The organism is Pseudomonas sp. 2995-1 (assembly GCF_002742505.1).
In the GTDB taxonomy this organism is placed as follows: Bacteria; Pseudomonadota; Gammaproteobacteria; order Pseudomonadales; family Pseudomonadaceae; genus Aquipseudomonas; species Aquipseudomonas sivasensis.
Genome location: NZ_LJSA01000650.1, coordinates 1 through 21,126, shown reverse-complemented (window position 1 = coordinate 21,126; position 21,126 = coordinate 1). Strand labels below are relative to the sequence as shown.

General features: G+C 59.5%; 22 protein-coding genes. 18 read left to right on the top strand and 4 right to left on the bottom strand.

All coding sequences use genetic code 11. The annotated features are described in order from the left end of the window. Positions 1-85 precede the first annotated feature (85 nt). Complete coding sequence (locus AOA61_RS30310) at positions 86-919, top strand: NAD(P)-dependent oxidoreductase (RefSeq protein ID WP_099603355.1); 834 nt, start codon at positions 86-88, stop codon at positions 917-919. On the opposite strand, the gene AOA61_RS30305 is transcribed toward AOA61_RS30310, so the two are convergent. Further along, positions 859-1,638: a FadR/GntR family transcriptional regulator gene (locus tag AOA61_RS30305; protein WP_032885483.1), complete on the bottom strand. Its 780-nt coding sequence runs from the start codon at positions 1,636-1,638 to the stop codon at positions 859-861. The two genes, AOA61_RS30310 and AOA61_RS30305, sit on opposite strands and share 61 nt — an antisense overlap. A 130-nt stretch (positions 1,639-1,768) precedes the next feature. Continuing rightward, a complete protein-coding gene (locus tag AOA61_RS30300) occupies positions 1,769-2,554 on the bottom strand; it encodes an SDR family oxidoreductase (protein WP_099603321.1) in 786 nt (261 codons plus the stop codon). A 144-nt stretch (positions 2,555-2,698) separates the two neighbouring features. On the opposite strand from AOA61_RS30300, the gene AOA61_RS30295 reads away from it, so the two are divergent. From AOA61_RS30295 to AOA61_RS30250, 8 genes are all read left to right on the top strand, one after another. Beyond that, positions 2,699-3,244 (top strand): TetR/AcrR family transcriptional regulator, encoded by a 546-nt coding sequence (locus AOA61_RS30295; protein WP_095186414.1) that lies wholly within the window; start codon positions 2,699-2,701, stop codon positions 3,242-3,244. Between the two features lie 103 nt (positions 3,245-3,347). Continuing rightward, positions 3,348-4,211 (top strand): sensor domain-containing diguanylate cyclase, encoded by an 864-nt coding sequence (locus AOA61_RS30290; protein WP_032885553.1) that lies wholly within the window; start codon positions 3,348-3,350, stop codon positions 4,209-4,211. 1,052 nt (positions 4,212-5,263) lie between these two features. Further along, positions 5,264-6,223, top strand: coding sequence for an L-threonate dehydrogenase (gene ltnD / locus AOA61_RS30275; RefSeq protein WP_256583517.1), 960 nt, complete (start codon positions 5,264-5,266; stop codon positions 6,221-6,223). Positions 6,224-6,232: 9 nt separating this feature from the next. Continuing rightward, positions 6,233-7,525, top strand: coding sequence for a 3-oxo-tetronate kinase (gene otnK / locus AOA61_RS30270; protein WP_032885516.1), 1,293 nt, complete (start codon positions 6,233-6,235; stop codon positions 7,523-7,525). After that, positions 7,522-8,160 (top strand): aldolase, encoded by a 639-nt coding sequence (locus AOA61_RS30265; protein ID WP_032885517.1) that lies wholly within the window; start codon positions 7,522-7,524, stop codon positions 8,158-8,160. Before otnK ends, AOA61_RS30265 begins: the two co-directional genes overlap by 4 nt. Before the next feature lie 131 nt (positions 8,161-8,291). After that, positions 8,292-9,752, top strand: a complete 1,461-nt coding sequence (locus AOA61_RS30260; RefSeq protein ID WP_032885519.1) for an SLC13 family permease — start codon at positions 8,292-8,294, stop codon at positions 9,750-9,752. Positions 9,753-9,774: 22 nt separating this feature from the next. Beyond that, a complete protein-coding gene (gene otnI / locus AOA61_RS30255) occupies positions 9,775-10,557 on the top strand; it encodes a 2-oxo-tetronate isomerase (protein ID WP_099603318.1) in 783 nt (260 codons plus the stop codon). Positions 10,558-10,622: 65 nt separating this feature from the next. Then, positions 10,623-11,693 carry an alpha/beta fold hydrolase gene (locus tag AOA61_RS30250; RefSeq protein ID WP_032885523.1) on the top strand — a complete coding sequence of 357 codons (1,071 nt, stop codon included), beginning with the start codon at positions 10,623-10,625 and terminating at the stop codon, positions 11,691-11,693. Here the strand turns inward: AOA61_RS30250 and AOA61_RS30245 are convergent. Together AOA61_RS30245 and AOA61_RS30240 are read right to left on the bottom strand one after the other, a co-directional pair. Next, on the bottom strand, positions 11,690-12,511 hold the full coding sequence (locus tag AOA61_RS30245; RefSeq protein ID WP_032885529.1) for a DeoR/GlpR family DNA-binding transcription regulator: 822 nt from the start codon (positions 12,509-12,511) through the stop codon (positions 11,690-11,692). The genes AOA61_RS30250 and AOA61_RS30245 overlap by 4 nt on opposite strands. Positions 12,512-12,595: 84 nt before the next feature. Further along, a complete protein-coding gene (locus tag AOA61_RS30240; protein ID WP_099603317.1) occupies positions 12,596-13,693 on the bottom strand; it encodes a tRNA-dihydrouridine synthase in 1,098 nt (365 codons plus the stop codon). Between the two features lie 102 nt (positions 13,694-13,795). Between AOA61_RS30240 and AOA61_RS30235 the strand changes: the two genes are divergently transcribed. From AOA61_RS30235 to AOA61_RS30195, 9 genes are all read left to right on the top strand, one after another. Beyond that, positions 13,796-14,731, top strand: coding sequence for a LysR family transcriptional regulator (locus AOA61_RS30235; RefSeq protein WP_099603316.1), 936 nt, complete (start codon positions 13,796-13,798; stop codon positions 14,729-14,731). Further along, a complete protein-coding gene (locus AOA61_RS30230) occupies positions 14,728-15,591 on the top strand; it encodes a LysR family transcriptional regulator (RefSeq protein ID WP_099603315.1) in 864 nt (287 codons plus the stop codon). Before AOA61_RS30235 ends, AOA61_RS30230 begins: the two co-directional genes overlap by 4 nt. 228 nt (positions 15,592-15,819) lie before the next feature. Next, positions 15,820-16,245: a VOC family protein gene (locus tag AOA61_RS30225; protein ID WP_034105550.1), complete on the top strand. Its 426-nt coding sequence runs from the start codon at positions 15,820-15,822 to the stop codon at positions 16,243-16,245. 160 nt (positions 16,246-16,405) lie between these two features. Further along, the gene (locus tag AOA61_RS30220) at positions 16,406-17,185 is read left to right on the top strand and encodes an allophanate hydrolase subunit 1 (RefSeq protein WP_099603314.1); all 780 of its coding nucleotides are present in this window, start codon (positions 16,406-16,408) and stop codon (positions 17,183-17,185) included. Then, positions 17,182-18,123: a biotin-dependent carboxyltransferase family protein gene (locus tag AOA61_RS30215; RefSeq protein ID WP_095186406.1), complete on the top strand. Its 942-nt coding sequence runs from the start codon at positions 17,182-17,184 to the stop codon at positions 18,121-18,123. Before AOA61_RS30220 ends, AOA61_RS30215 begins: the two co-directional genes overlap by 4 nt. Then, the gene (locus AOA61_RS30210) at positions 18,116-18,886 is read left to right on the top strand and encodes a LamB/YcsF family protein (RefSeq protein WP_032885541.1); all 771 of its coding nucleotides are present in this window, start codon (positions 18,116-18,118) and stop codon (positions 18,884-18,886) included. The genes AOA61_RS30215 and AOA61_RS30210 overlap by 8 nt, the downstream gene beginning before the upstream one ends. A gap of 240 nt (positions 18,887-19,126) precedes the next feature. Continuing rightward, on the top strand, positions 19,127-20,473 hold the full coding sequence (locus AOA61_RS30205) for an MFS transporter (RefSeq protein WP_099603313.1): 1,347 nt from the start codon (positions 19,127-19,129) through the stop codon (positions 20,471-20,473). A 47-nt stretch (positions 20,474-20,520) separates the two neighbouring features. Then, on the top strand, positions 20,521-20,943 hold the full coding sequence (gene accB / locus AOA61_RS30200) for an acetyl-CoA carboxylase biotin carboxyl carrier protein (RefSeq protein WP_099603312.1): 423 nt from the start codon (positions 20,521-20,523) through the stop codon (positions 20,941-20,943). A 17-nt stretch (positions 20,944-20,960) separates the two neighbouring features. Beyond that, the coding region (locus AOA61_RS30195) for a biotin carboxylase N-terminal domain-containing protein (protein ID WP_305886532.1) at positions 20,961-21,126 on the top strand (166 nt) is incomplete at its 3' end.

Sequence of the window (21,126 nt, the reverse complement as noted above, 5' to 3'; positions counted from 1 at the left end):
GCCCCCTCCCCGCGACTTGCCTGGCGAACGCGCATCGCTCGCCAGGCAATCGCTTTGCATTCAGCGCTCAATGGAAGACCTGACCATGACCACACAACCCAAACCCTTCACCCGCATTTTGCTCACCGGCGCCGCCGGCGGCCTGGGGCATATCCTGCGGGAAACCTTGCAGGCCCATGCCCACATCGTGCGCGCCTCGGACATCAGCGCGATGGCGCCCAGCGCGGGTGAACACGACGAAGTGATCCAGTGCAACCTGGCCGACAAGGCTGCCGTGGCGGCGCTGGTCGATGGCGTTGACGCGATCGTGCATTTGGGCGGGATTTCAGTGGAGCGGCCGTTCGAGGAAATTCTCGACGCCAATATTCGCGGCACCTTCCACATTTACGAGGCGGCGCGACAACAGGGCGTCAAACGGGTTGTGTTCGCCAGCTCCAATCACGTCACCGGTTTTTACCCTCAAGACGTTGAACTGGATGTGCACGCACAGCGCCGCCCGGATGGTTACTACGCGCTTTCCAAGGCGTACGGCGAAGACCTGGCGGCGTTCTACTTTCATCGATACGGGATTGAAACCGTGAGCTTGCGCATCGGCTCGTCGTTCCCCGAACCGCGCAACCGGCGGATGCTGCACACCTGGCTGAGTTACGCGGACCTCGATCACCTGGTGGCCCGCGCCCTGCTGGCCAAGGATGTGGGGCACAGTGTGGTGTATGGCGTTTCGGACAATAAGGAGCGCTGGTGGAGCAATCGGCACGCCGAGCACCTGGGCTTTGCGCCGCAGGACAGCTCGGAACCCTTTCGCGCCAAGGTCGAGCAGCAACCGCAACCGTCGGCGGATGAGCCCGGTGGCCGACTTCAGGGCGGCGCGTTCACCGCAGCGGGGCCGTTCGACAATTCAGCGGCGGCGGCTTCATAGGCCCGGCGCATACGCTCGCGACTGTTGGACAAGTGCAGGCGCATCGCGGCGCGAGCGGCGTCTGCGTCACGGCGCAGGATGGCTTTGTAGATATCCTCGTGCTCGCGGCTCAGGCGCTCCAGGTAAGGTTCCTTGTTGGCGTTGGCCAAGCGTTTTGAGTGCAGGCGCGTACGCGGCAGGATGTTGACCCCCAGGTGCAACATGATGTCGGTGAAGTAGCGATTGCCGGTGGCCAGCGCGATCTGCTGGTGAAACTGGAAGTCCGCCGATACCGCGTAGTCGGCACTCACCGCCCGCGAATTCAGCGCGTCCAGCGAGTCGCGCATCACCTGCAATTGCTGGTCGGTGCGACCCAGGCAGGCCAGACCGGCAGCTTCTACTTCCAGACAGATGCGCAACTCCAGCACTGCCAGCACGTCCTGCAAGGTGACGATGGTGTCAGGGTCAATTCGAAATCCGCTGGGGCTGGGAATATCCTTCACAAACGTGCCGACGCCGTGCCGCGTTTCCACCAGGCCAGACGCTTGCAGACGCGAAATGGCCTCGCGCACCACGGTGCGACTCACACCGTGCTCGGCCATCACTTCAGATTCGGTAGGCAGCTTGGTTGCTCGCGGGAGCTCCCCGCTGCAAATGCGCCGGGAAAGCTCGGTGACCAATTCTTCAGCCAGACTGCGGTGCCGGCGGCGAACGGTGGGCTGGACGTTCGGGTTGTCCATCAAGAACAGGTATCTCGGTTGGCGAATGAATGCCCATCATAGCGCATTCAGTTGTACGACAACCTTCCCTTTAGCCCGCCCCGCGTCCCCATAGGCCAAAGCCTGCGCCGTGGACTCAAACACGCACCCGTTACTGTGGGCGATAGCGCTCAGCAGCGCGAGCCTGACGCAGCTCCGACAACAAGCCCTGACGCGCGGACTGAAGACCGTCCCAGCGCGCGGCGTCATGCAGTGGCGGGATGGTCACGAGTTCACGCCGGTCAAAACCGACCAGTGCGGCATCCACCAGTTCACCCACATCCATGACCTCTGGCAGCGTGTTGATGTCGATGCCCGAGCGCTCCCAGATTTCCGTACGGGTGGCTGCCGGCAACACCGCTTGCACATAAACGCCTTTGCCAGAGAGCTCAATGCTCATGCCCTGGGAAAGGAATTGCACGAACGCTTTGGTCGCGCCATACAGCGTCATTCCCAACTCCGGCGCCAGACCAACCACCGAGCCAATATTCACGATTGCCCCCTCGCCGGCCTGCACCAACCTCGGTGCGACTGCGCGGGCGAGTCGCGTCAGCGAGGTGACGTTCAGCGCGATCAGTTGCTCAATGCTCTCGCCCGTCTGCGCCAGGAAATCTCCCGTCTGGGCCGCGCCGGCGTTGTTGATCAGCACACCGATGCGCGTGTCATCGCGCAGGCGCGCTTCGACCACAGCCAAGTCCGCCTCCTGGGTAAGGTCGGCCTGTAGCACGTCGACATCCACACCGTGCTCCTGGCGCAAGCGCGCCGCCAGCGCTTCCAGCCGCGCCTTGTCGCGGGCGACCAGTACCAGGTTGTGGCCGCGCTGGGCGAAGCGCTCGGCATAGGTGGCGCCAATGCCGCTGGACGCGCCGGTAATCAGGATAGAAGAAGCGTTCGTCATGACTGTGCTCTCTGGATTAACGATCATTGAGTGTGGCGGGCTTTATGATGTCGATCATAATCTTATCCGTCAATGGTTTTGATGTTGATTGACATCAATGTATAGTGAGCACCGAAAACAGTCGTCACCAGCGAGGGTAAAGGTATGAGGGTCAGCAAGGCACAAGTGCAGTTAAACCGCGCGCACATCGTCGAAACGGCCTCCAGATTGTTCCGTGAGCGCGGCTATGACGGTGTCGGCGTGGCAGACTTGATGGCAGAAGCCGGGTTCACCCATGGCGGGTTCTACAAGCATTTCGGGTCCAAAGCCGACTTAATGGCTGAAGCCGCCGCAAACGGGCTGTCCCAATCGCTGACCAACAGCGCCGGGCTGGGCGCCGATGAGTTCTTCAATCGCTACATATCCAGAGAGCACCGTGATGCCCCCGGCCAGGGTTGCACGATGTCGGCCCTGTGCGGGGACGCGGCGCGTCAATCGCAAACGGTAAAGGCAACGTTCGCCGAAGGCATTGAAAACGCATTGGCCGCCCTTCAACAGGACGCTGCCGAGCTGGATAAGGACGCTCGGGAACAGATGATCAACCGATTCGCCCATGCGGTCGGCGCCGTGGTGTTATCCCGGGCTTGTCCCGATGACTCGCCATTGGCGGATGAAATTTTGGATGTGTGCCGCAAGGCAATGACCGTGTGAGATGAAAAGCCGCAGAGGGAACTGAAAATTAGCAGAATTGCTCGCCGCCGCCCTTCATGATCGGGCTATGATCGGCAGATATGAACCGGATACCCGATGCATCATGCCCGTAGACCTGCAAGCTCTCTATCCCAAACTTATCCACCTGATGCTGGATACGGTGTTTGTCGTCGACAGTGAAAACCAGATTGTGTTTGTGAGCGATGCCTGCGAGGCATTGCTCGGCTACCGTGCAGAAGAACTGACCGGCACTCTGATCACCCATTACATGCACCCTGAAGACCTGCCACGCACGCGGGCCTCGATTGTCCGGGTGATGAATGGCAAACCCCATGTCGACTTCCGCAACCGCTATATCCGCAAGGACGGCAGTATCGTGCACATCCTGTGGGCAGCTTTCTGGTCCAAGGAGGTGGGCGCACGGATCGGGGTCGCCAGGGACGTGACAGCCCTTACCAAAGCCGAAGAGGAACTACGCTTCCTCGCCCATCATGACCCACTGACAGCGCTGACCAACCGGTCGTTGTTCAATGATCAACTGAACCAGGCCCTGCACGCCGCACAGACTCACAACAGCACCCTGGCGCTGCTGTTTCTGGATATCAATGACTTCAAGGGCATCAACGATGTGCATGGCCATGCCATGGGAGATCGCGTGCTGTGTGTGATTGCTCGACGGTTGGAACGTTGCGTACGCGAGAGTGACTTGGTGGCACGGATGGGCGGTGATGAATTCACCGTACTGCTGACCGATGTGCCGTCGAAGGACGCTATCGCGGAGAGGGTGGCGCAAATCCTCGCGGTCATGGCCGAGCCGTTGAGCGCTGAATTTGACGGGGTACAAATGCCGTCCTGCAGTGTCGGCGTGGCGTGCTATCCGGCGGACGGAGAGGACGCCGATACGCTGCTTAGCCATGCAGACGGTGATATGTACCGGATAAAAAGACAGCGGTTTGCCACTGAGTGACATCGGTAGTTAGGGTCGTTGTCGCACGCCCTGGCGTGCCCCCGTCGAGTAAATCAGTCCGCGGGTATCGTTATCCGCGCTTATTGGTTCACCTCACGCGCAGCTTTGACCCCCCCATGCGACCTGTCCTGGTGCCCATCAACCGGAAGGACGAATTCGTTGCACTGAGCCTCAACCGGGAAACCAGGGTTTCAAAGTAGAAGCGCATTCCCTCTTTGAATGCCTCCAAGCGCACATTCGCCGAGTTGGCGCAGTCGCTCGGCCATTGCAACGCATTGCTCAACAGCGGCGGCTCCATACAAGCGTCGACGCTGGTATGACAGAGACGGGATGAAGCTGCGGGTACTCAGCACGTCGCTAACATTGACCCCACATAAAAAAGACACCGAAGCGTCCACTCCCTAAATCACAGGCAAAAAAAAGCCACTCACTTGAGTGGCTTTTTAATGCCTGGAGCGGGAAGCGAGACCTGCACTTTGTGATTTAGTCATTCTTATGTACGCGCACCAGAGCGGCACACTTCTGCTGACGGGTGGCTTCTTCGGCATCGAACCGAATGCAGATTATCTTTCATTGAGTCTGGGTAAGGCCGGTATTCGTGCATTGACGACAGGCCTCTTCGAGTCGGCCAAAACCCACAACATGCATGTGGCCACGGTCACTGTGGCGCGTTCGTCGAACCGGAATCCGAGGAGGCGGTTGGCATTGCAAAGGCGTTCTGGGACCTGCACAACCAGAAACCGTCGAACTGGACCGCAGAAGTCACCTACTTGCGTTAATTCCCGACGTAACACCGCACAGCCTTCCAGTGAGCACCGCCAAAAGCCGTGCTCACTTTGCGTTTCAACGCCTGTGTTCTCAACGCTGAAGCCTCGCAGCGACCCACGGCGATGTTAAATATTGTTAAATCAAAAAATAACTTCACATAATCTGATCATTGATGGATTATCTATTCAACCCGCATGACACCCTGACAAAAAAACAAAACAGGATGGCAACGATGTTCGACACCTCCCCGAATAAGCTTCCCGCCCCTTACCTGTATCTGGACGATCGCCTGCACCTCTGCGGCGCCCACGTACCCACAGCCTTGCTACGGAGCCTCCATGAATAACAAGAATGTTGGTGTTATCGGCTTAGGCGCGATGGGGCTGGGCATTGCCCGCTCGTTGTTGCGCAGCGGCTTCAACGTGCATGCCTGTGATGTGCGAGAAACCGTCACGCAGCAGTTCGCCAGTGAAGGGGGCGTTGCCTGCAGCTCGCCTGTCCAGATGGCCGCCGCGTGCGATGTGATCATCACCGTCGTGGTCAATGCCGAACAAACCGAGACGGTCCTGTTTGGTGAACATGGCGCCGTCGCCGCCTTGCGCCCTGGCAGCCTGGTGATTGGTTGCGCCACGGTGGCCCCTACCTACGCGGTAGACCTGGGCCAGCGCTTGATCAACGCAGGGTTGCTGTACCTGGATGCACCGATCTCCGGTGGTGCAGCCAAAGCGGCGGCCGGTGAGATGACCATGATGACTTCCGGCCCAGCCGAGGCTTATGCAAAAGCCGATGACGTGCTCACGGGCATGGCCGGCAAGGTCTATCGTCTGGGCGATGACCATGGCCTGGGCTCAAAGGTAAAGATCATCAACCAACTGCTGGCCGGCGTGCATATCGCCGCTGCCGCGGAAGCCATGGCACTGGGGCTGCGTGAAGGCGTCGAGGCCGATGCACTGTATGAAGTGATCACCCACAGCGCGGGCAATTCCTGGATGTTCGAGAACCGCGTGCCACACATTCTCAAGGCTGATTACACGCCGCTCTCGGCCGTCGATATTTTCGTCAAGGACCTGGGCCTGGTGCTGGATACCGCACGGGCCAGCAAGTTTCCGCTGCCATTGTCAGCCACCGCTCACCAGATGTTCATGCAGGCCTCCAGTGCCGGGTTCGGGCGTGAGGACGATTCGGCGGTGATCAAGATTTTCCCTGGCATTGAGCTCCCGACTGCCAAGACCGAAACCGAATAAGGATTGCCCATGAACCTACCTAGCGCACGCCCGTTGCTGGGCTGCATCGCCGACGACTTCACCGGGGCCACAGACCTGGCCAATATGCTGGTGCGCGGCGGCATGCGTACTGTGCAAAGCATCGGTATCCCCAGCGATGAAGTCGCTGCGACACTGGATGCCGATGCGATCGTGATTGCGCTGAAGTCGCGTACTGTCCCGGCGGCGCAGGCGGTAGCCGACTCCCTGGCAGCCCTTGAATGGCTGCGCGCACAAGGGTGCGAGCAGATTTTCTTCAAGTACTGCTCCACCTTCGACTCGACGGCCGCCGGCAATATCGGCCAGGTCAGCGAGGCCCTGCTCAAGGCGCTGGACAGTGATTTCACCCTGGCCTGCCCGGCGTTTCCGGAAAATGGCCGGACCATTTTCCGCGGTCATTTGTTTGTGCAGGATCAACTGCTCAATGAGTCAGGCATGCAGCACCACCCGCTGACCGCGATGACCGACGCCAACCTGGTCCGCGTACTGCAATCACAAACCACACAAAAGGTTGGCCTGCTGCGCTACGACACCATCGCCCAAGGTGTGTCACACGTGCGCGAACGGATTGCAGAGCTGCGCGCCCAAGGCATAGGCATGGCCATCGCGGATGCCCTCAGTGACCAAGACCTGCACACCCTCGGCAGCGCCTGCAGTGATCTGCCGCTGTTAACCGGCGGCTCCGGCCTGGCCTTGGGCCTTCCCGACAACTTCCGCCGGGCCGGCAAACTTCGTGACTTCGATCCAGCCTCCTTACCTACCGTACCCGGTGGCGAGGTGGTGCTGGCAGGGAGCGCGTCGATTGCCACCAACGGCCAAGTCGCCGCGTGGATCGAAGCCGGACGACCGGCGCTGCGCATCGACCCTCTAGCCCTGGCGGCGGGTGAGTCGGTAGTGGCGGATGCCGTGGCGTTTGCCCTGAGCAACCCACACACCGTACTGATCTATGCCACCAGCCCTGCGGATGAACTCAAGGCGGTGCAACAGCAACTGGGCGCCGAGCGCGCAGGCGAATTGGTAGAGAACGCCCTGGGAGAAATTGCCCAAGCCCTACGTCAGGCCGGCGTAAGACGCTTCGTGGTCGCTGGCGGTGAAACCTCTGGCGCCGTAGTCACCGCCCTGGGCGTGCGCCTACTGCAGATTGGCACGCAGATTGACCCTGGTGTTCCCGCGACCCTCAGCAACACTGCCGAACCGCTGGCGCTGGCCCTCAAGTCGGGCAATTTCGGCGGTAGAGACTTTTTCGACAAAGCACTTAAGCAACTGGCAGGAGGTGCGCAATGAGCAACGAAAACGCCTTGCGCGAAGAGATCTGCATCGTCGGTCACAGTCTTTATCAGCGAGGGTACACAGTCGGCAGCGCTGGCAACATCAGCGCGCGCCTGGATGACGGCTGGCTGATCACGCCAACCGATGCGTGCCTGGGCCGCCTTGACCCTGCGTTGATCGCCAAGGTCGACCTTACGGGCAAATGGGTCTCTGGCGACAAACCGTCAAAAACCCTGGCCTTGCATCGCCAGGTTTACGATCGCAACCCTGGCGTCGGTGGTGTGGTGCATACCCATTCCACACATTTGGTGGCCCTGACGCTTGCCGGTGTTTGGCGCCAGGATGACATCCTCCCCCCACTGACGCCGTACCAGGTGATGAAGGTCGGGCATATCCCGCTGATCAACTATCAACGCCCCGGCGCGCCCGATGTGGCGGACCAGGTCGCGCGCCTCGCCAACAGTGTGCGTGGCGTAATGCTCGAGCGCTTGGGCCCGGTGGTCTGGGAAAGCTCAGTTTCCAAGGCCAGTTACGCCCTCGAAGAACTCGAAGAAACCGCACGCCTGTGGCTGATGAGCAACCCGCGTCCGGCGCCGCTGGATGCTGCAGCGCTGGCCGAGCTTAAAAGCGTTTTCGGCGCGCACTGGTAGGCGCCGCTCCCACCCGCAACACCCTTAACAATAAAAACAACAGGACCTTCCAGCATGACCACTATCAAGTTTCGTGTTGATGTTTGCAGCGACAAAAAACCATCCTGCGTTTTCCATGAAGGGCCGCGCTCATGAGCCCGCTTATCCTGATGGCAACCGCAGGCCTAGGCATCGCCTTGCTGCTGTTCCTAGTGCTCAAATACAAATTCCAGCCGTTCGTGGCGCTGATGTTGGTCAGCATTATGGTGGCCTTGGTGGCGGGAGTTAAACCTGCCGATCTGGTCGCCACCATTGAAGGCGGGATGGGCAAGACCCTCGGCCACATTGCGATCATCATTGCCTTGGGCGCGATGATCGGCCGCATCATTGAGTTGTCGGGCGGTGCCGAGGCGCTGGCCAAGACCCTGATTGAACGCTTCGGTAATCGACGCACGCCCCTTGCCTTGACGATTGCCGGTTTCATTATCGGCGTGCCGGTGTTCTTCGAAGTGGGGGTGATCATCCTCATGCCGCTGGCCTACGGTGTGGCCCGTCGCGCTCGCAAGCCGTTGCTGATGTTCGCGTTGCCGATGTGCGCAGCGCTGCTTACGGTGCATGCATTTCTGCCACCGCACCCAGGTGCGGTCGCCGCCGCCAGCCAACTGGGTGCGGACCTGGGCCGGGTGCTGATGTTCGGGCTGCCGCTGACGGCGTTCCTGTGCTACGTCGGCTATCGCGTGGCGGGGCGCATGACGCGCCGCTTCTACCCGATGTCCGATGATATCCGCGCCGAAGTCTACGGCCCGCACGTCACCAACGACGACCTGCGCGCCTGGCAAGACGGCAAAACCCAAGAGGCGCAACAAGGTGCAGAGACCGTCTCGCACATGGGCCTGGAGGAATCCACCAGCAGTATCGTGGCCAAGCTGCCACCCGCCCCTGCGCCGGGTTTCGGCTTGATCGTCAGTTTGATCCTGTTGCCGATCGTGTTGATTTTGCTGGGTACGCTGGCGACGTCACTGCTGCCTGTCGAATCAACCCTGCGCGGCATCATGACCGTGCTCGGTGCGCCCCTGGTGGCGCTGCTGCTCGACACCTTGCTGTGTGCCTGGCTGCTCGGTTCCCGTCGCGGCTGGAGCCGTACCCAGGTCTCCGATGTAATAGGCTCGGCGCTGCCGGGTGTGGCCATGGTGATTTTGATTGCGGGTGCCGGTGGCGTATTCGGCAAGGTACTGGTGGATACCGGCATCGGCGCGGTGGTCTCCGACCTGCTGCGTACCACCGGGCTGCCGGTGCTGGCCCTGGGCTTTTTGCTGACCATGTTGCTGCGCGCCGTGCAAGGCTCAACCACCGTGGCGCTGGTAACCACCGCAGGTATCATCAGTCCGTTGATCGCCACGCTTAACCTGACGCCCAACCACATGGCCCTGCTGTGCCTGGCTATGGGCGGTGGCGGGCTGGCGATGTCGCACATCAACGACGCCGGCTACTGGATTTTCACCAAGCTGGCCGGCCTCAACGTGGCAGACGGCCTGCGGACCTGGACGGTGATCACCACCCTCCTCGGCACGCTCGGCTTCCTTATCACCCTGTTGATCTGGCCTTTTGTCTGATCGTTTTTCATCAGGAGTTCACATGCCTCGCTTTGCTGCCAACCTAAGCATGCTTTACCCCGAACACGCTTTTCTGGAGCGCTTCGCAGCGGCTGCGGCCGATGGTTTTGATGCCGTGGAGTATCTGTTCCCCTACGAATACAGCGCCCAGGTACTCAAACAGCACCTGAGCGACAACGGCCTGGTTCAAGCCCTGTTCAACGCGCCGCCCGGCGACTGGGCGGCGGGCGAACGCGGCATCGCCACCCTGCCGGGCCGCGAGAGCGAATTTCGCGCCGGCTTCGACCGTGCCCTGGAATACGCCGCCGTGCTAGGCAATACCCGCATCCACGTGATGGCCGGCCTGCTGCCCTCGGAGCAGCAACGTGAGCGCCATCACGCGGTGTACCTCGAGAACCTGGCTTACGCCACCGCCCAAGCACGTCAGGCTGGCGTGACGGTGTTGCTGGAACCGATCAACACTCGCGACATGCCGGGTTTTTTCCTCAACCGACAGGACCAGGCACACGCGATCTGCAAGGAAGTCGGCGCAAGCAATTTGAAGGTGCAGTTTGACTGCTATCACTGCCAGATCGTCGAAGGTGATTTGGCGGTCAAACTGCTTCGCGACATCAACGGCATTGGCCATATTCAGATTGCCGGCGTACCCGACCGACACGAACCGAACCTGGGTGAATTGAACTACCCCTACCTGTTCGAGCTGATTGACGAGTTGGGCTACGACGGCTGGGTCGGTTGCGAATACCGCCCCAAGAGCGACACCTCGGCAGGGCTGCAATGGTTGCGGGACTGGAAAGCGCGCTAAGTGATCAAGCCCCTGCATACCTTGGTGCGCACGGGCTCCTAAAACAAAAACAATAGGAAATACCCATGCACAGATTCAGTCCACGCCCCGCGGTCGGGCTGTTGTTGTCCCTGGCGTTGATCAGTTCCGCCGTCGGCGCCGCGTCGTTACCGGCCGCGACCGAGGGCGATTGGATCGCCCCGCAGTTCACCTTTCACACCGGTGAAAAACTCGCCAACCTCAAACTGCACTACATCACCCTCGGCAACCCCAAGAACCCCGCCATTCTCTACCTGCATGGCACCTACCGGCCCGGCAGCGATGTGCTGAGCAAGGATTTTGGCGGCGAACTGTTCGGCCCCGGGCAGCCGCTGGACGCCAGCAAGTACTACATCATCTCCACCGACGGCATCGGCGTGGGCCAGTCCAGCAAACCCTCCGACGGCCTGCGCGCAAAGTTTCCCGAGTACAACTACACCGACCTGGTTCAAGCCCAGTATCGATTGGTTACCGAAGGCCTGGGGATCAAGCACCTGCGGCTGATCATCGGCAACTCCATGGGCGGAATGCAAACCTGGATGTGGGGCCAGACTTGGCCGCAGATGATGGACGCGCTGGTGCCCATGGCGTCCCAACCCACCGAGATGTCATCGCGCAACTGGATGATGCGCCGCTTGCTGGTGGAGTCGATCAAGCAAGACCCGGCCTGGAACAACGGTAACTACAGCGCGCAACCGCCGTCCTTGCGCCTGGCAAACGCGATGTTCAGCGTTGGCACCAGCGGCGGCACCCTCGCCTATCAGGCGGCGGCACCGACCCGAGCGCTGGCCGACAAGTTGGTGGATGAGCGCTTGAATGCCGCGCAAACCGCAGACGCCAATGACTTCATCTACCAATGGCAATCCTCCGCCGACTACAACGCAGCCCTCGGTCTGAACAAGATCCAGGCGCCGGTGCTGGTCATCAACTCGGCGGACGATGAGCGCAACCCTCCGGAAACCGGACGGTTGGAAGCGTCGATGAAAGAGCTCAAGCATGCACGGCTGCTGCTCATCCCCGCCAGTGCCGACACCCGTGGCCATGGCACCACGAGCATGGCGAAGTTTTACAGCAAGGAGCTGGGGCAATTCATGCAAGAGACTGAAAAGGCGCGTTAGGCTGGCTGGGGGTCGGACGGCAACATCAATTCGACCCCTTGCTTGCGAATCCCATCCGCCGCCGCAGGCGCCAGTGCGTCATCACTGATGATCACATCGAACTGCTCCAACCCGGCAATTTTGTACATGCTGAACGTGCCGTACTTGGAGCTGCTGGCCACCAGCACCACTTGGGACGCCGATTGCATGGCCACCTGCTTGACCTCCACCTTCAGCGCCGACGGTGTGGTGATGCCGCGTCGCAGGTCCCAGGAGCTGGTCGAGATAAACGCGATATCCGTCACCACCTGACGCAGTGTCGCCACCGCCAGGCCGCCGACACAGGAATGATTGGAATGGTCCAGCTGCCCACCGGTATGAATCACCGTCACGTGGGGTGCATCCATCAACGCCTGAACCACGCCGAAGTCATTGGTCACCACCGTCATGCCACTGAGCAGTTTGATATAGGGCACGATCTCCAGGGTGCTGGTGCCGGCATCCAAATAAATAGTCATGTCCGCCAACAGGAGACGGGCCGCGAGTTTGGCCATCGCTTGCTTCTGCGGCAACTCAACCACGGCCTTGACCTGGTGGCTGGGCTCACTGTGAAGCTGGCTGGCAATGCGCACACCGCCCGTCACCGAATACGCCAGGCCTTCCTGCTCAAGCAACGCGATATCGCGGCGCACCGTCATGTGTGAGCAGTCGAACATCTCCATCAACTGGTGAACACTCAGCACATGCTGTTTGCGCAACTGACGCAAGATCAACTCGCGACGCTGTTCAGGAATCATCGGCGCGCCGCTTTCGGCGGCCACGTCCTTCTGGCTTGGCATTCGGTGCTCCAAAGGCTTGGATCGGGTGGCGGTGATTGGCGTACATAGTAGCGAATCCACCCGCCGATCTGTAACTCACTGCACCTAATTCAGCTCGCTGTCCTTGATGTGGGCAATCGGCGCAAGCAACGACGGATCGAAGGGTTCCGGCGCGCGTCCCTCCAGCAACCGTTGTACAAGGTCCGGATTGGCCAAGGCAGCCTTGCCGACAGCGACAATATCTGCGCCAGCCTGCAGGGTTTGTTCAACGCTGCTCGAGTCCTGCACTCCGCCATTTGCAATCAACGCGACACCAGGCGCATAACGGCGAGCCAGCGTTACCAGGCTTGCCTCGTTACCGCTGAAGGCCGGCTGCCAGGCTTGATGCTCCGTCACATGGATGAAGTCGACCCCAGCGTCAGCCAAGCTGCCGAAGATCGTCTGTGCGTCATGTTCCCCACCCGCCCATTTGTGCTGAAAGTCATTGACCTTGCCCTGGGATATACGCACACCGACCGGCGAGTGCCCGACCACCTTCTTCACCGCTGCAATGACCTCAAGCGTCAGGCTCAAGCGCTGGCGAACATCACCGCCCCATCGATCTTCGCGTTGATTGGAGTAACCTGTCATGAACTGATCCAGCAAGTAGCCGTTGGCACCATGGATCTCAACGCCGTCAAAGCCCGCGATTCCAACAGCCCGTTTAGCCGCCTGGGCAAACCCCTCAATGGCATCCGCGATAGCTTCATCGCTCATGGCCTGGGGCACTCGATACGCCCCCTCGCCGTAATAGAACTTCATCTGTTCGCCTTTCGGGCGAATGGCCGAAGGGCCAGCAGATTGCTCAACAAAACGGTTCGCCTGGCTCAATGCACCGGCGTGCATGATCTGCGCGATTGCTGCGCTCTCATGGCGATGAATCGCCTCGACTACCTCGCGCCAGGCAAGCGCCTGTTCGCTGTCCGTGATACCGGGCTGGTTCAGGTAGCCCTGGGCATACTGCCGATCGGTGTAGATCCCCTCCGTGATGACCAAGCCAAAACCGCCACGGGCAAAACGCTCGTAGTATCGCGCCATCGCAGGTGTGGCATTGCCGCTCTCGCTCGCACTGACGCGTGTCATGGGAGCAAGCGCCATGCGATTGTTCAGCTTAAGAGCGCCCATATCGAATGGCGTTACAATGCGCGAGTTTAGTGCTGTCATGATTTGCCCTCAATTATTCGCCAGCCACGACGATAAGCGTGGCAATCGCCCATTAGAAGCGCACGCTTGCAATAAGGCGCCTTAACGCAAACGGTTATAACCATGCAGATTCCCGAGATAGAGGTGTTCGCTAACGTCGCCATCAGCAGCAGTTTGTCCGAGGCTGCGCGGCGGCTTGGGCTGTCGGCGATGACCGTCTCACGGCGTCTGGCGGCCCTGGAAAAAGAGCTGGGTGTGCGCCTGGTACACCGCACCACACGCTCCGTCGCACTCACGCCGGAAGGCGAAATGTACCTGCCTTACGCAAAGACCATGCTTGAGGCCAACGAAGCTGCGCGGGCCACGTTGAAAACCAGTGCGGGCAGTGCCAGCGGCACATTGAGGGTCACCGCGCCTAGCGTCTTTGGCCAAACCGTCATCATGCCGTTGCTCCCGGCATTGCTGGCTGACAACCCGACCCTCAAGGTCGACCTGACGCTATCGGACAGCATCATCGACATCGCCGGGCTCGGCATTGATGTGGCCATCCGCATCGCCACACTGCGCGACTCAACGTTGGTGGCCACACCCCTGGCACCAAATCCGCGTGTGGTCTGCGCAAGCCCGGCCTACCTGGCGCAATGGGGTACGCCGACGGTGCTGGATGACCTCAATCATCATCAATGCATCGCATTGCACAGCATGCCTTACTGGCCGTTCACCCATGGCGAGAACGCCGTGGCCATTCGCGCTCAAGGAGCGTTTTCCGCCAACAGTGTCGAGGCGGTGCGCACTGCAAGCAAGCAAGGCCTGGGCCTGGCAATGCTGACCTATTGGGACATCCGCAACGAGCTTGCTGAAGGCTCCCTCACAAGGGTGAACCTTGAGGATGTGCTGCCCGAACAGCTGTCGATCACGGCGATGCTACCGACCCGTCACCATGTTCCGCACAGAGTGCGCGTGTTCGTTGAGCACCTGGAAAAAGTGCTCAACAATAAGCACAGCGAACCAGACGACCTTCTGCGCCAACACCCCATAACGAATCCAGGTGCGACATGATCAGAGAGTTAAAGACGTTCATCTGCGTTACGGAAAGAGGGACTTTCGCGGCGGCGGGACAACAGGTGGGTTTGACTCAGTCTGCGGTCAGCGCCCAGATCAAAAGTCTCGAGGACACATTGGGCGTCAAACTGTTTGATCGTACCGGACGCTCAGCCACGCTCAATTCAGCAGGCCAACGTGCCATTCCCCTGGCCGAGGAAATCCTGCGGCTGTTCGGTCGAATGGGTGCCGCAGACAGCGGCAATGACTTCCACGGCGCACTGCGAATCGGCGCGATCGGCACGGTTCAGACCGGGATCCTGCCGCAGGCGCTGGTGGCTTTGAAGTCACAGGCGCCTTTCATCGAAACCAACCTTGTGCCGGGTGTGTCGTTGAACCTGCTCAGCCAGGTGGACGCTGGCGAGCTGGACCTGGCCATCATGATCAGACCGCCTTTTTCCCTACCCAAGGATCTGCATGCCGAAGTCATCGCGCGCGAGGCTTTCGTATTGATCACGTCCAAAGATGTAGTGGGCGACGACCCGCTGGCGATTCTGGCGGAACAACCCTTTGTGCGGTATGACCGAGGCTCGTTTGGCGGGCGGCTGGTCACCCAGTTTCTCAAGCAGCAAAAAATCCATGTACATCAGGCACTGGAGCTGGATGAACTGGATGCCATTGTCAAAATGGTACGCAGTGGGCTCGGCGTTTCGCTGGTACCCAAGGCGGGTCTATGGCTCGAACATGCGGATGACGTCAGGGTGCTGGAGTTGCGCCATCTCACGTTTTTCAGGGAGATCGTACTGGTCTCAAAGTATCGGCAAAAACATTCACCGCTGTTCAACATCTTCCGGACCTGCGTCCTTGATGCGGCGTGATGCCTTCCGAATTCATCTGAGCGATAGAAAATCAACCGCGGCACCGCAAGCTTTTGAGCGTTTGTACGACCTATCGTGGTGCAGCATGAACAACAATGGTGCAAAAGCCTGCACTACCGACTTACTCATCGAAATAATTCGTGCTCAGGACTCAGAATTTGCGCTTTTCCCCACTGTGTTTCCGGATGAGAATTGATTCAGATCAAAACAAATCAATAGGAAATCACCGTGAGCCTCTCCCCTTTCCATCTGGCAATTCCCGTCTACGATCTGGCCGCCACACGTCACTTCTACGGTGAGGTGTTCGGTCTTTCCGAAGGTCGCTCCAGCGACCAATGGGTAGACTTCGATTTCTACGGCCATCAACTGGTCATCCACGAGCACCCAAAGACAGCGTCGCAGGAAAGCGTCCACAGCAACCCGGTAGACGGCCACGACGTACCGGTTCCGCACTTCGGCATCATCCTGGAGTGGGCGCAATGGGAAGCGCTGGCAGAGCGCTTGAAAGCGCGAGCAACCAAGTTCGTGATCGAACCCTACATCCGCTTCCAGGGCCAAGTCGGCGAGCAGGCCACCATGTTCCTGTTCGACCCATGCGGCAATGCGCTGGAGTTCAAGGCGTTCAAGGATATGAGCCAGCTGTTCGCCAAGTAAGACGTTGTTCAAGCGACCGTCGCCATTAGAGCGACGGCGCACTCTCAAGCCGTGAAGCCTTGCTGTGTTGCGCCGGATACCTGTGAAAGCTCGTGCTTTCTCTGTCTCGCTGCACGCGCGTGGCCGATGCTTAGCCTGCCGCATGAGGATAGAGAACACTATGTCCGACCTCAGTTGCATTTTGGATGAGCCGCCAAGAGCGCCGCTCTCCACCGAGAAATGGCACTTTGAGCCGTGCGGTGATCGCTGCGTAATCCTTATATTTGGCAGCGTATTTTCCATTGACCTCAACCGCCAGGCCGCCTCGGTCGGCAGCCAATTACGCACTCTGGGTGCACACGGTCAACTGCCGGGCGTCACGGATGTTGTCTCTGCGATGGTGACCGTCGGCGTTCATTACTCTCCTGAGTCAATTGCCAGTCTTTTCCCCGGCGTATCGCCTTACGAATCGATCTGCAAACTTGTGACCGAGCGTCTCAAAGACTCGCACAGTGCTGCCGCAACGACAGTCACCCGCCTCGATATTCCCGTGTGCTACGACCCGGAATATGCCCCGGATCTTGAAGACATTGCACAGGCCTGCGGCCTGACCACCAACGAGGTCATCGCCGCTCACTCGGCCGACTGGCTGGATGTGCTGATGGTCGGTTTCGCGCCAGGCCATCCTTACATCGGCATGCACGACAGCGCCCTATCGCTGCCGCGTCGCGCAACACCGCGCACGCTTGTAAAGCAAGGCAGCATCGGCATCGCTAACCGACAAAGTGTGATTTACCCGGCTGATCTCCCCGGCGGCTGGAACCTCATCGGGCGTACACCACTGCCCATGTTTTCTCCCTTGAGTCAGCCGCCGTGTCTTTTACAGGGCGGCGACCAGATTCGATTTGTACCCATTACCCGCCATGAATTTGATCTGTTGGCTCGGGAGAACACGAAGTGACCATCAAGGTAATCAAACCCGGCATGCTCTCAACCTTCCAGGACACCGGTCGCCATGGGTTCCAGCATTGGGGCGTACCCGTGACCGGCGTGATGGATGAAGATGCGCATGCCCTGTGCAACTTGCTGGTCGGCAACCCTCGCACCTTCAGCACGTTGGAAATGACCCTGCAGGGCCCGACGCTGCATTTTCAGGCCAAAGCCGTGATTGCACTCGCTGGCGCAGACCTTGGCGCCGAGTTGGATGCGATCCCGCTCAAGCCCGGCGTGGCTGCCCTGGTGTCTCCCGGCAGCACCTTGAGTTTCGGCAAACGGCGACAGGGCGCCCGCAGTTACCTCGCGGTAGGGGGCGGCTTTTTGCTGCCCCCGCTGATGAACAGCACCAGCACTTACTCCCGGGGCGGGTTCGGCGGGCTGCGCGGCCGCGCACTTCAAGCCGGGGATTTGATCCCCATCTGCTCATCGTTTGCCAACCCGCCACGCCTCAGCCCCCGCTCCCACTTTGGGCTGTACGAAGCGGTTGCCTGCGAACAGATAAGAGTGATCGCCGGAAGAGAATGGAAGGACTTTTCCGCCGAGTCCCAAGCGCACTTCTTGACCCATGACTACACCTTGAGCGGTGACTCGGACCGCATGGGCTACCGACTCGATGGCACACCGCTGGCGTTGTCTTCGCCCAAAGAACTGCTATCGGAAAGTGTCACGTTCGGCACCGTCCAGGTGCCCCCTAGCGGCAAGCCGCTGATCTTGATGGCCGACCGACAAACGACCGGCGGATATCCACGTATCGCCCAAGTAGCCAGCGTCGATCTGCCAAGGCTCGCGCAGTTACTGCCGGGCGATAAGTTGCGATTCTCTCTTATAGATTTGAGCGCCGCCGAAACCTTGCTGCTCACCCGCGCTCGCACGCTCAAAGCGATGGAGGCCTTCAATGCCTGAAATAGATTTCAACAGCGACCTTGGCGAAGGCTTCGGCATTTATCGCGCAGGCGACGATGCAGCGATTCTGCCCCACCTCACCTCAGCCAATATCGCCTGCGGGTTTCACGCTGGGGATTCGCGCTCGATGCGCTCAACGGTGGCGCTGGCCGCACAGCTGGGTGTGGCAATCGGCGCCCATCCAGGCTTTGACGACCTGCAAGGTTTCGGTCGCCGGATGATGACGCTGTCCGAGGATGAAGTGTACGAACTCATCGTTTACCAAGTCGGTGCGTTGCTGGGCTTTACCAAAGCGGCCAAGGTCGAACTGCGCCACGTCAAACCCCATGGTGCGCTTTACAACTTCGCCGCGGTGCACCGCCCCACTGCCGATGCGATCTGCCGGGCAGTAAAAGACATTGATCCGAGCCTGATTCTTTTCGGATTGTCGGGTAGCTCCTTGGTCACCGCCGCCCAAGCCTGTGGTTTAACCGTGGCACAGGAAGTGTTTGCCGATCGCAGCTACCAGGAGGACGGCACACTGACGCCCCGCAGCCAGTCTGGCGCAATGATCGAAAACCTCCACGATGCCATCGATCAAGTCATGAACATGCTGCATTTAGGCGAAGTGCGCACCACCCAAGGGACCTGGGTACCGGTGACGGCACACACGCTTTGCCTACACGGAGACCAGCATGGCGCTGCAGCGTTTGCCAGTGCGATCAGGCAAGCCCTGCTCAAAGAAGGCATCACCATTCAAAAACCCGCGCGTGCGCGTATTTGAGTGACACCCACAACGTTTACCCATAATAAAAAGGAAACAACCATGCCTCGTGAATCAACCCCCTCGTTTTAACTGCCGAGCTTAAAACCTCGTCTGAGAGCTGAATAGTCAATGACGGATGCGTCTGGGCGCCTGCATGCCCGGATGAACTGTGCACTGTCGGTTTTCAGTACGTCACTTTCAAGGCAGGAACCTCTGCCACTTAACTCTTTTGGCCAATGGCCAGAGTGGAAGGTATTTATGTCTCGTGTTCTCTCTGAAAATACGCACTCGTCGCACCTCGACGTCGAGGCACACGCCACCAGCGGTACAACGCAGTCAGCCGTCATTGCCAAGCGCGCAGCCATGGCCTCGGCCACCGGCACCGCCGTTGAATACTATGAGTTCAGTATCTACGGCTATATGGCGACCATCATCGCACCTCTGTTCTTTCCGGGTGACAACCCTGCCGCTGCCCTCCTCGCCACACTGGCGGTGTTCGGCATTGCCTTTGTCATCCGCCCGATCGGCGGCGTGCTGCTCGGTCGCCTTGCCGATCGTATCGGTAGACGTCGAGTGCTGCTCAGCACCGTGATCGGGATGGGCACCGCAACTGCACTCATTGGGGTATTACCCACCACCGCACAGATCGGACTGGCCGCCCCTATCCTGCTGGTGCTGTTGCGACTGTCCCAAGGTTTCTTCGCCGGTGGCGAAGTGGTAGGCGCCGCGGCGTTTGTAGCGGAATCTTCTCCTAACGGCAGACGCGGGTTCTTCGGTTCATTCACACCGCTGGGGGTTGCCGTGGGTGGCGCAACCGGGGCGATTGTCTGCGGTATCACCACCGGGCTGCTCAGTGCCGAGCAATTGCAGGCATGGGGCTGGCGCATCCCGTTTTTCTTGTCCATCCCGCTGGTTATGTTCTCGTTTTATATGCGGCACAACGTTGAAGAAACGCCGGAATTCAAAGCTTTCCTTGAGAAGGGAAAGCCACCGGTAGCGCCGGTCAAAGAGGTATTCAGCAAAAACCTGCCGGCATTGCTGCGGGTCATCGTATTTGCCTCTGCACAGAATGCGGGTTACTTCATCGGGATGGTGTTCATGAACATCTACCTCACGACCTACCTGCACTTCGACAAATCCAAAGTCTACTGGGTGATTGCAGTGATCAGCCTGTGCATGGCAGCGATGATGCCGTTCTGGGGTGGTTTGTCAGACCGTATCGGTCGTAGGAAGGCGCTGAGTATCGGCTTTCTGGGCTACGCGATTCTGGTGATTCCCATGATGATCCTGATGGACAGCGGCAGCCTCTGGATCGCCGCACTGGCCATGTTCGTCGCGACCCTGCCTATGCCGATCGTTCAATCGGTTGGCTACCCGACTTACGCAGAACAATTCCCGACACGTGTGCGCTACACGGCCATGGCGATCAGCATCAACCTGGGCGCCATCCTGGGCGGCGGCATCACCCCCTACGTGGTCACCTCGATTATCACCAAGACCGGCAATTTACTGGTACCGGGCTATTTCATGGCAGGCGCGGCAGTGTGTGCCTTATTAGCGATTCTCACCTTGCGTGAAACCTCCAAGGGCAACCTCCTTAGATAGTTCGACGCCACGTTACGCCCCCAACCCAAGCATAAGGTTGCAGCAGCATGGACATTGAAAAAGTAAAAGAACTGGTCAAATTGATCGAAGGATCAGGCTTGGCGGAGATTGATTTCAAAGAAGGCAGCAATCGGGTCCGTCTTCGTCGAGACCGTAAACCGGCCGCCGCTCCCCAGGCGGTCGCTCCCTCGCCACTATCCGAGTCGCAGACGGTACAGGTCGAGCCAAAACCCGCCGGCACGTTCATCACGGCGCCGATGGTGGGCGTGTTCTACCGCAAGGCCTCGGCGACTTCGGCAGCGTTTGTTGAGATTGGCCAATCCGTGGCAAAAGGCGATGTCCTGTGCATTGTGGAAGCCATGAAAATGATGAACACGGTGGAGGCAACCTGCAGTAGGGTCATTGAGGCAATCATGGTCGAAGACGGTCAGCCCGTTGAATACGACCAGCCCATGTTCAACATTGTTTGAGCGACGCGGAGGTCAGAATGAGTGAAGTCGCAAAACTGCAAAAAGTAGTCATCGCCAACCGTGGTGAAATTGCTTTGCGTATCGTGCGTGCCTGTAAAGAACTGGACATCAAGACCGTCGCTGTTTACTCGACGGCCGATACCGAATTGATGCACGTGAAACTGGCGGACGAAAGCATCTGCA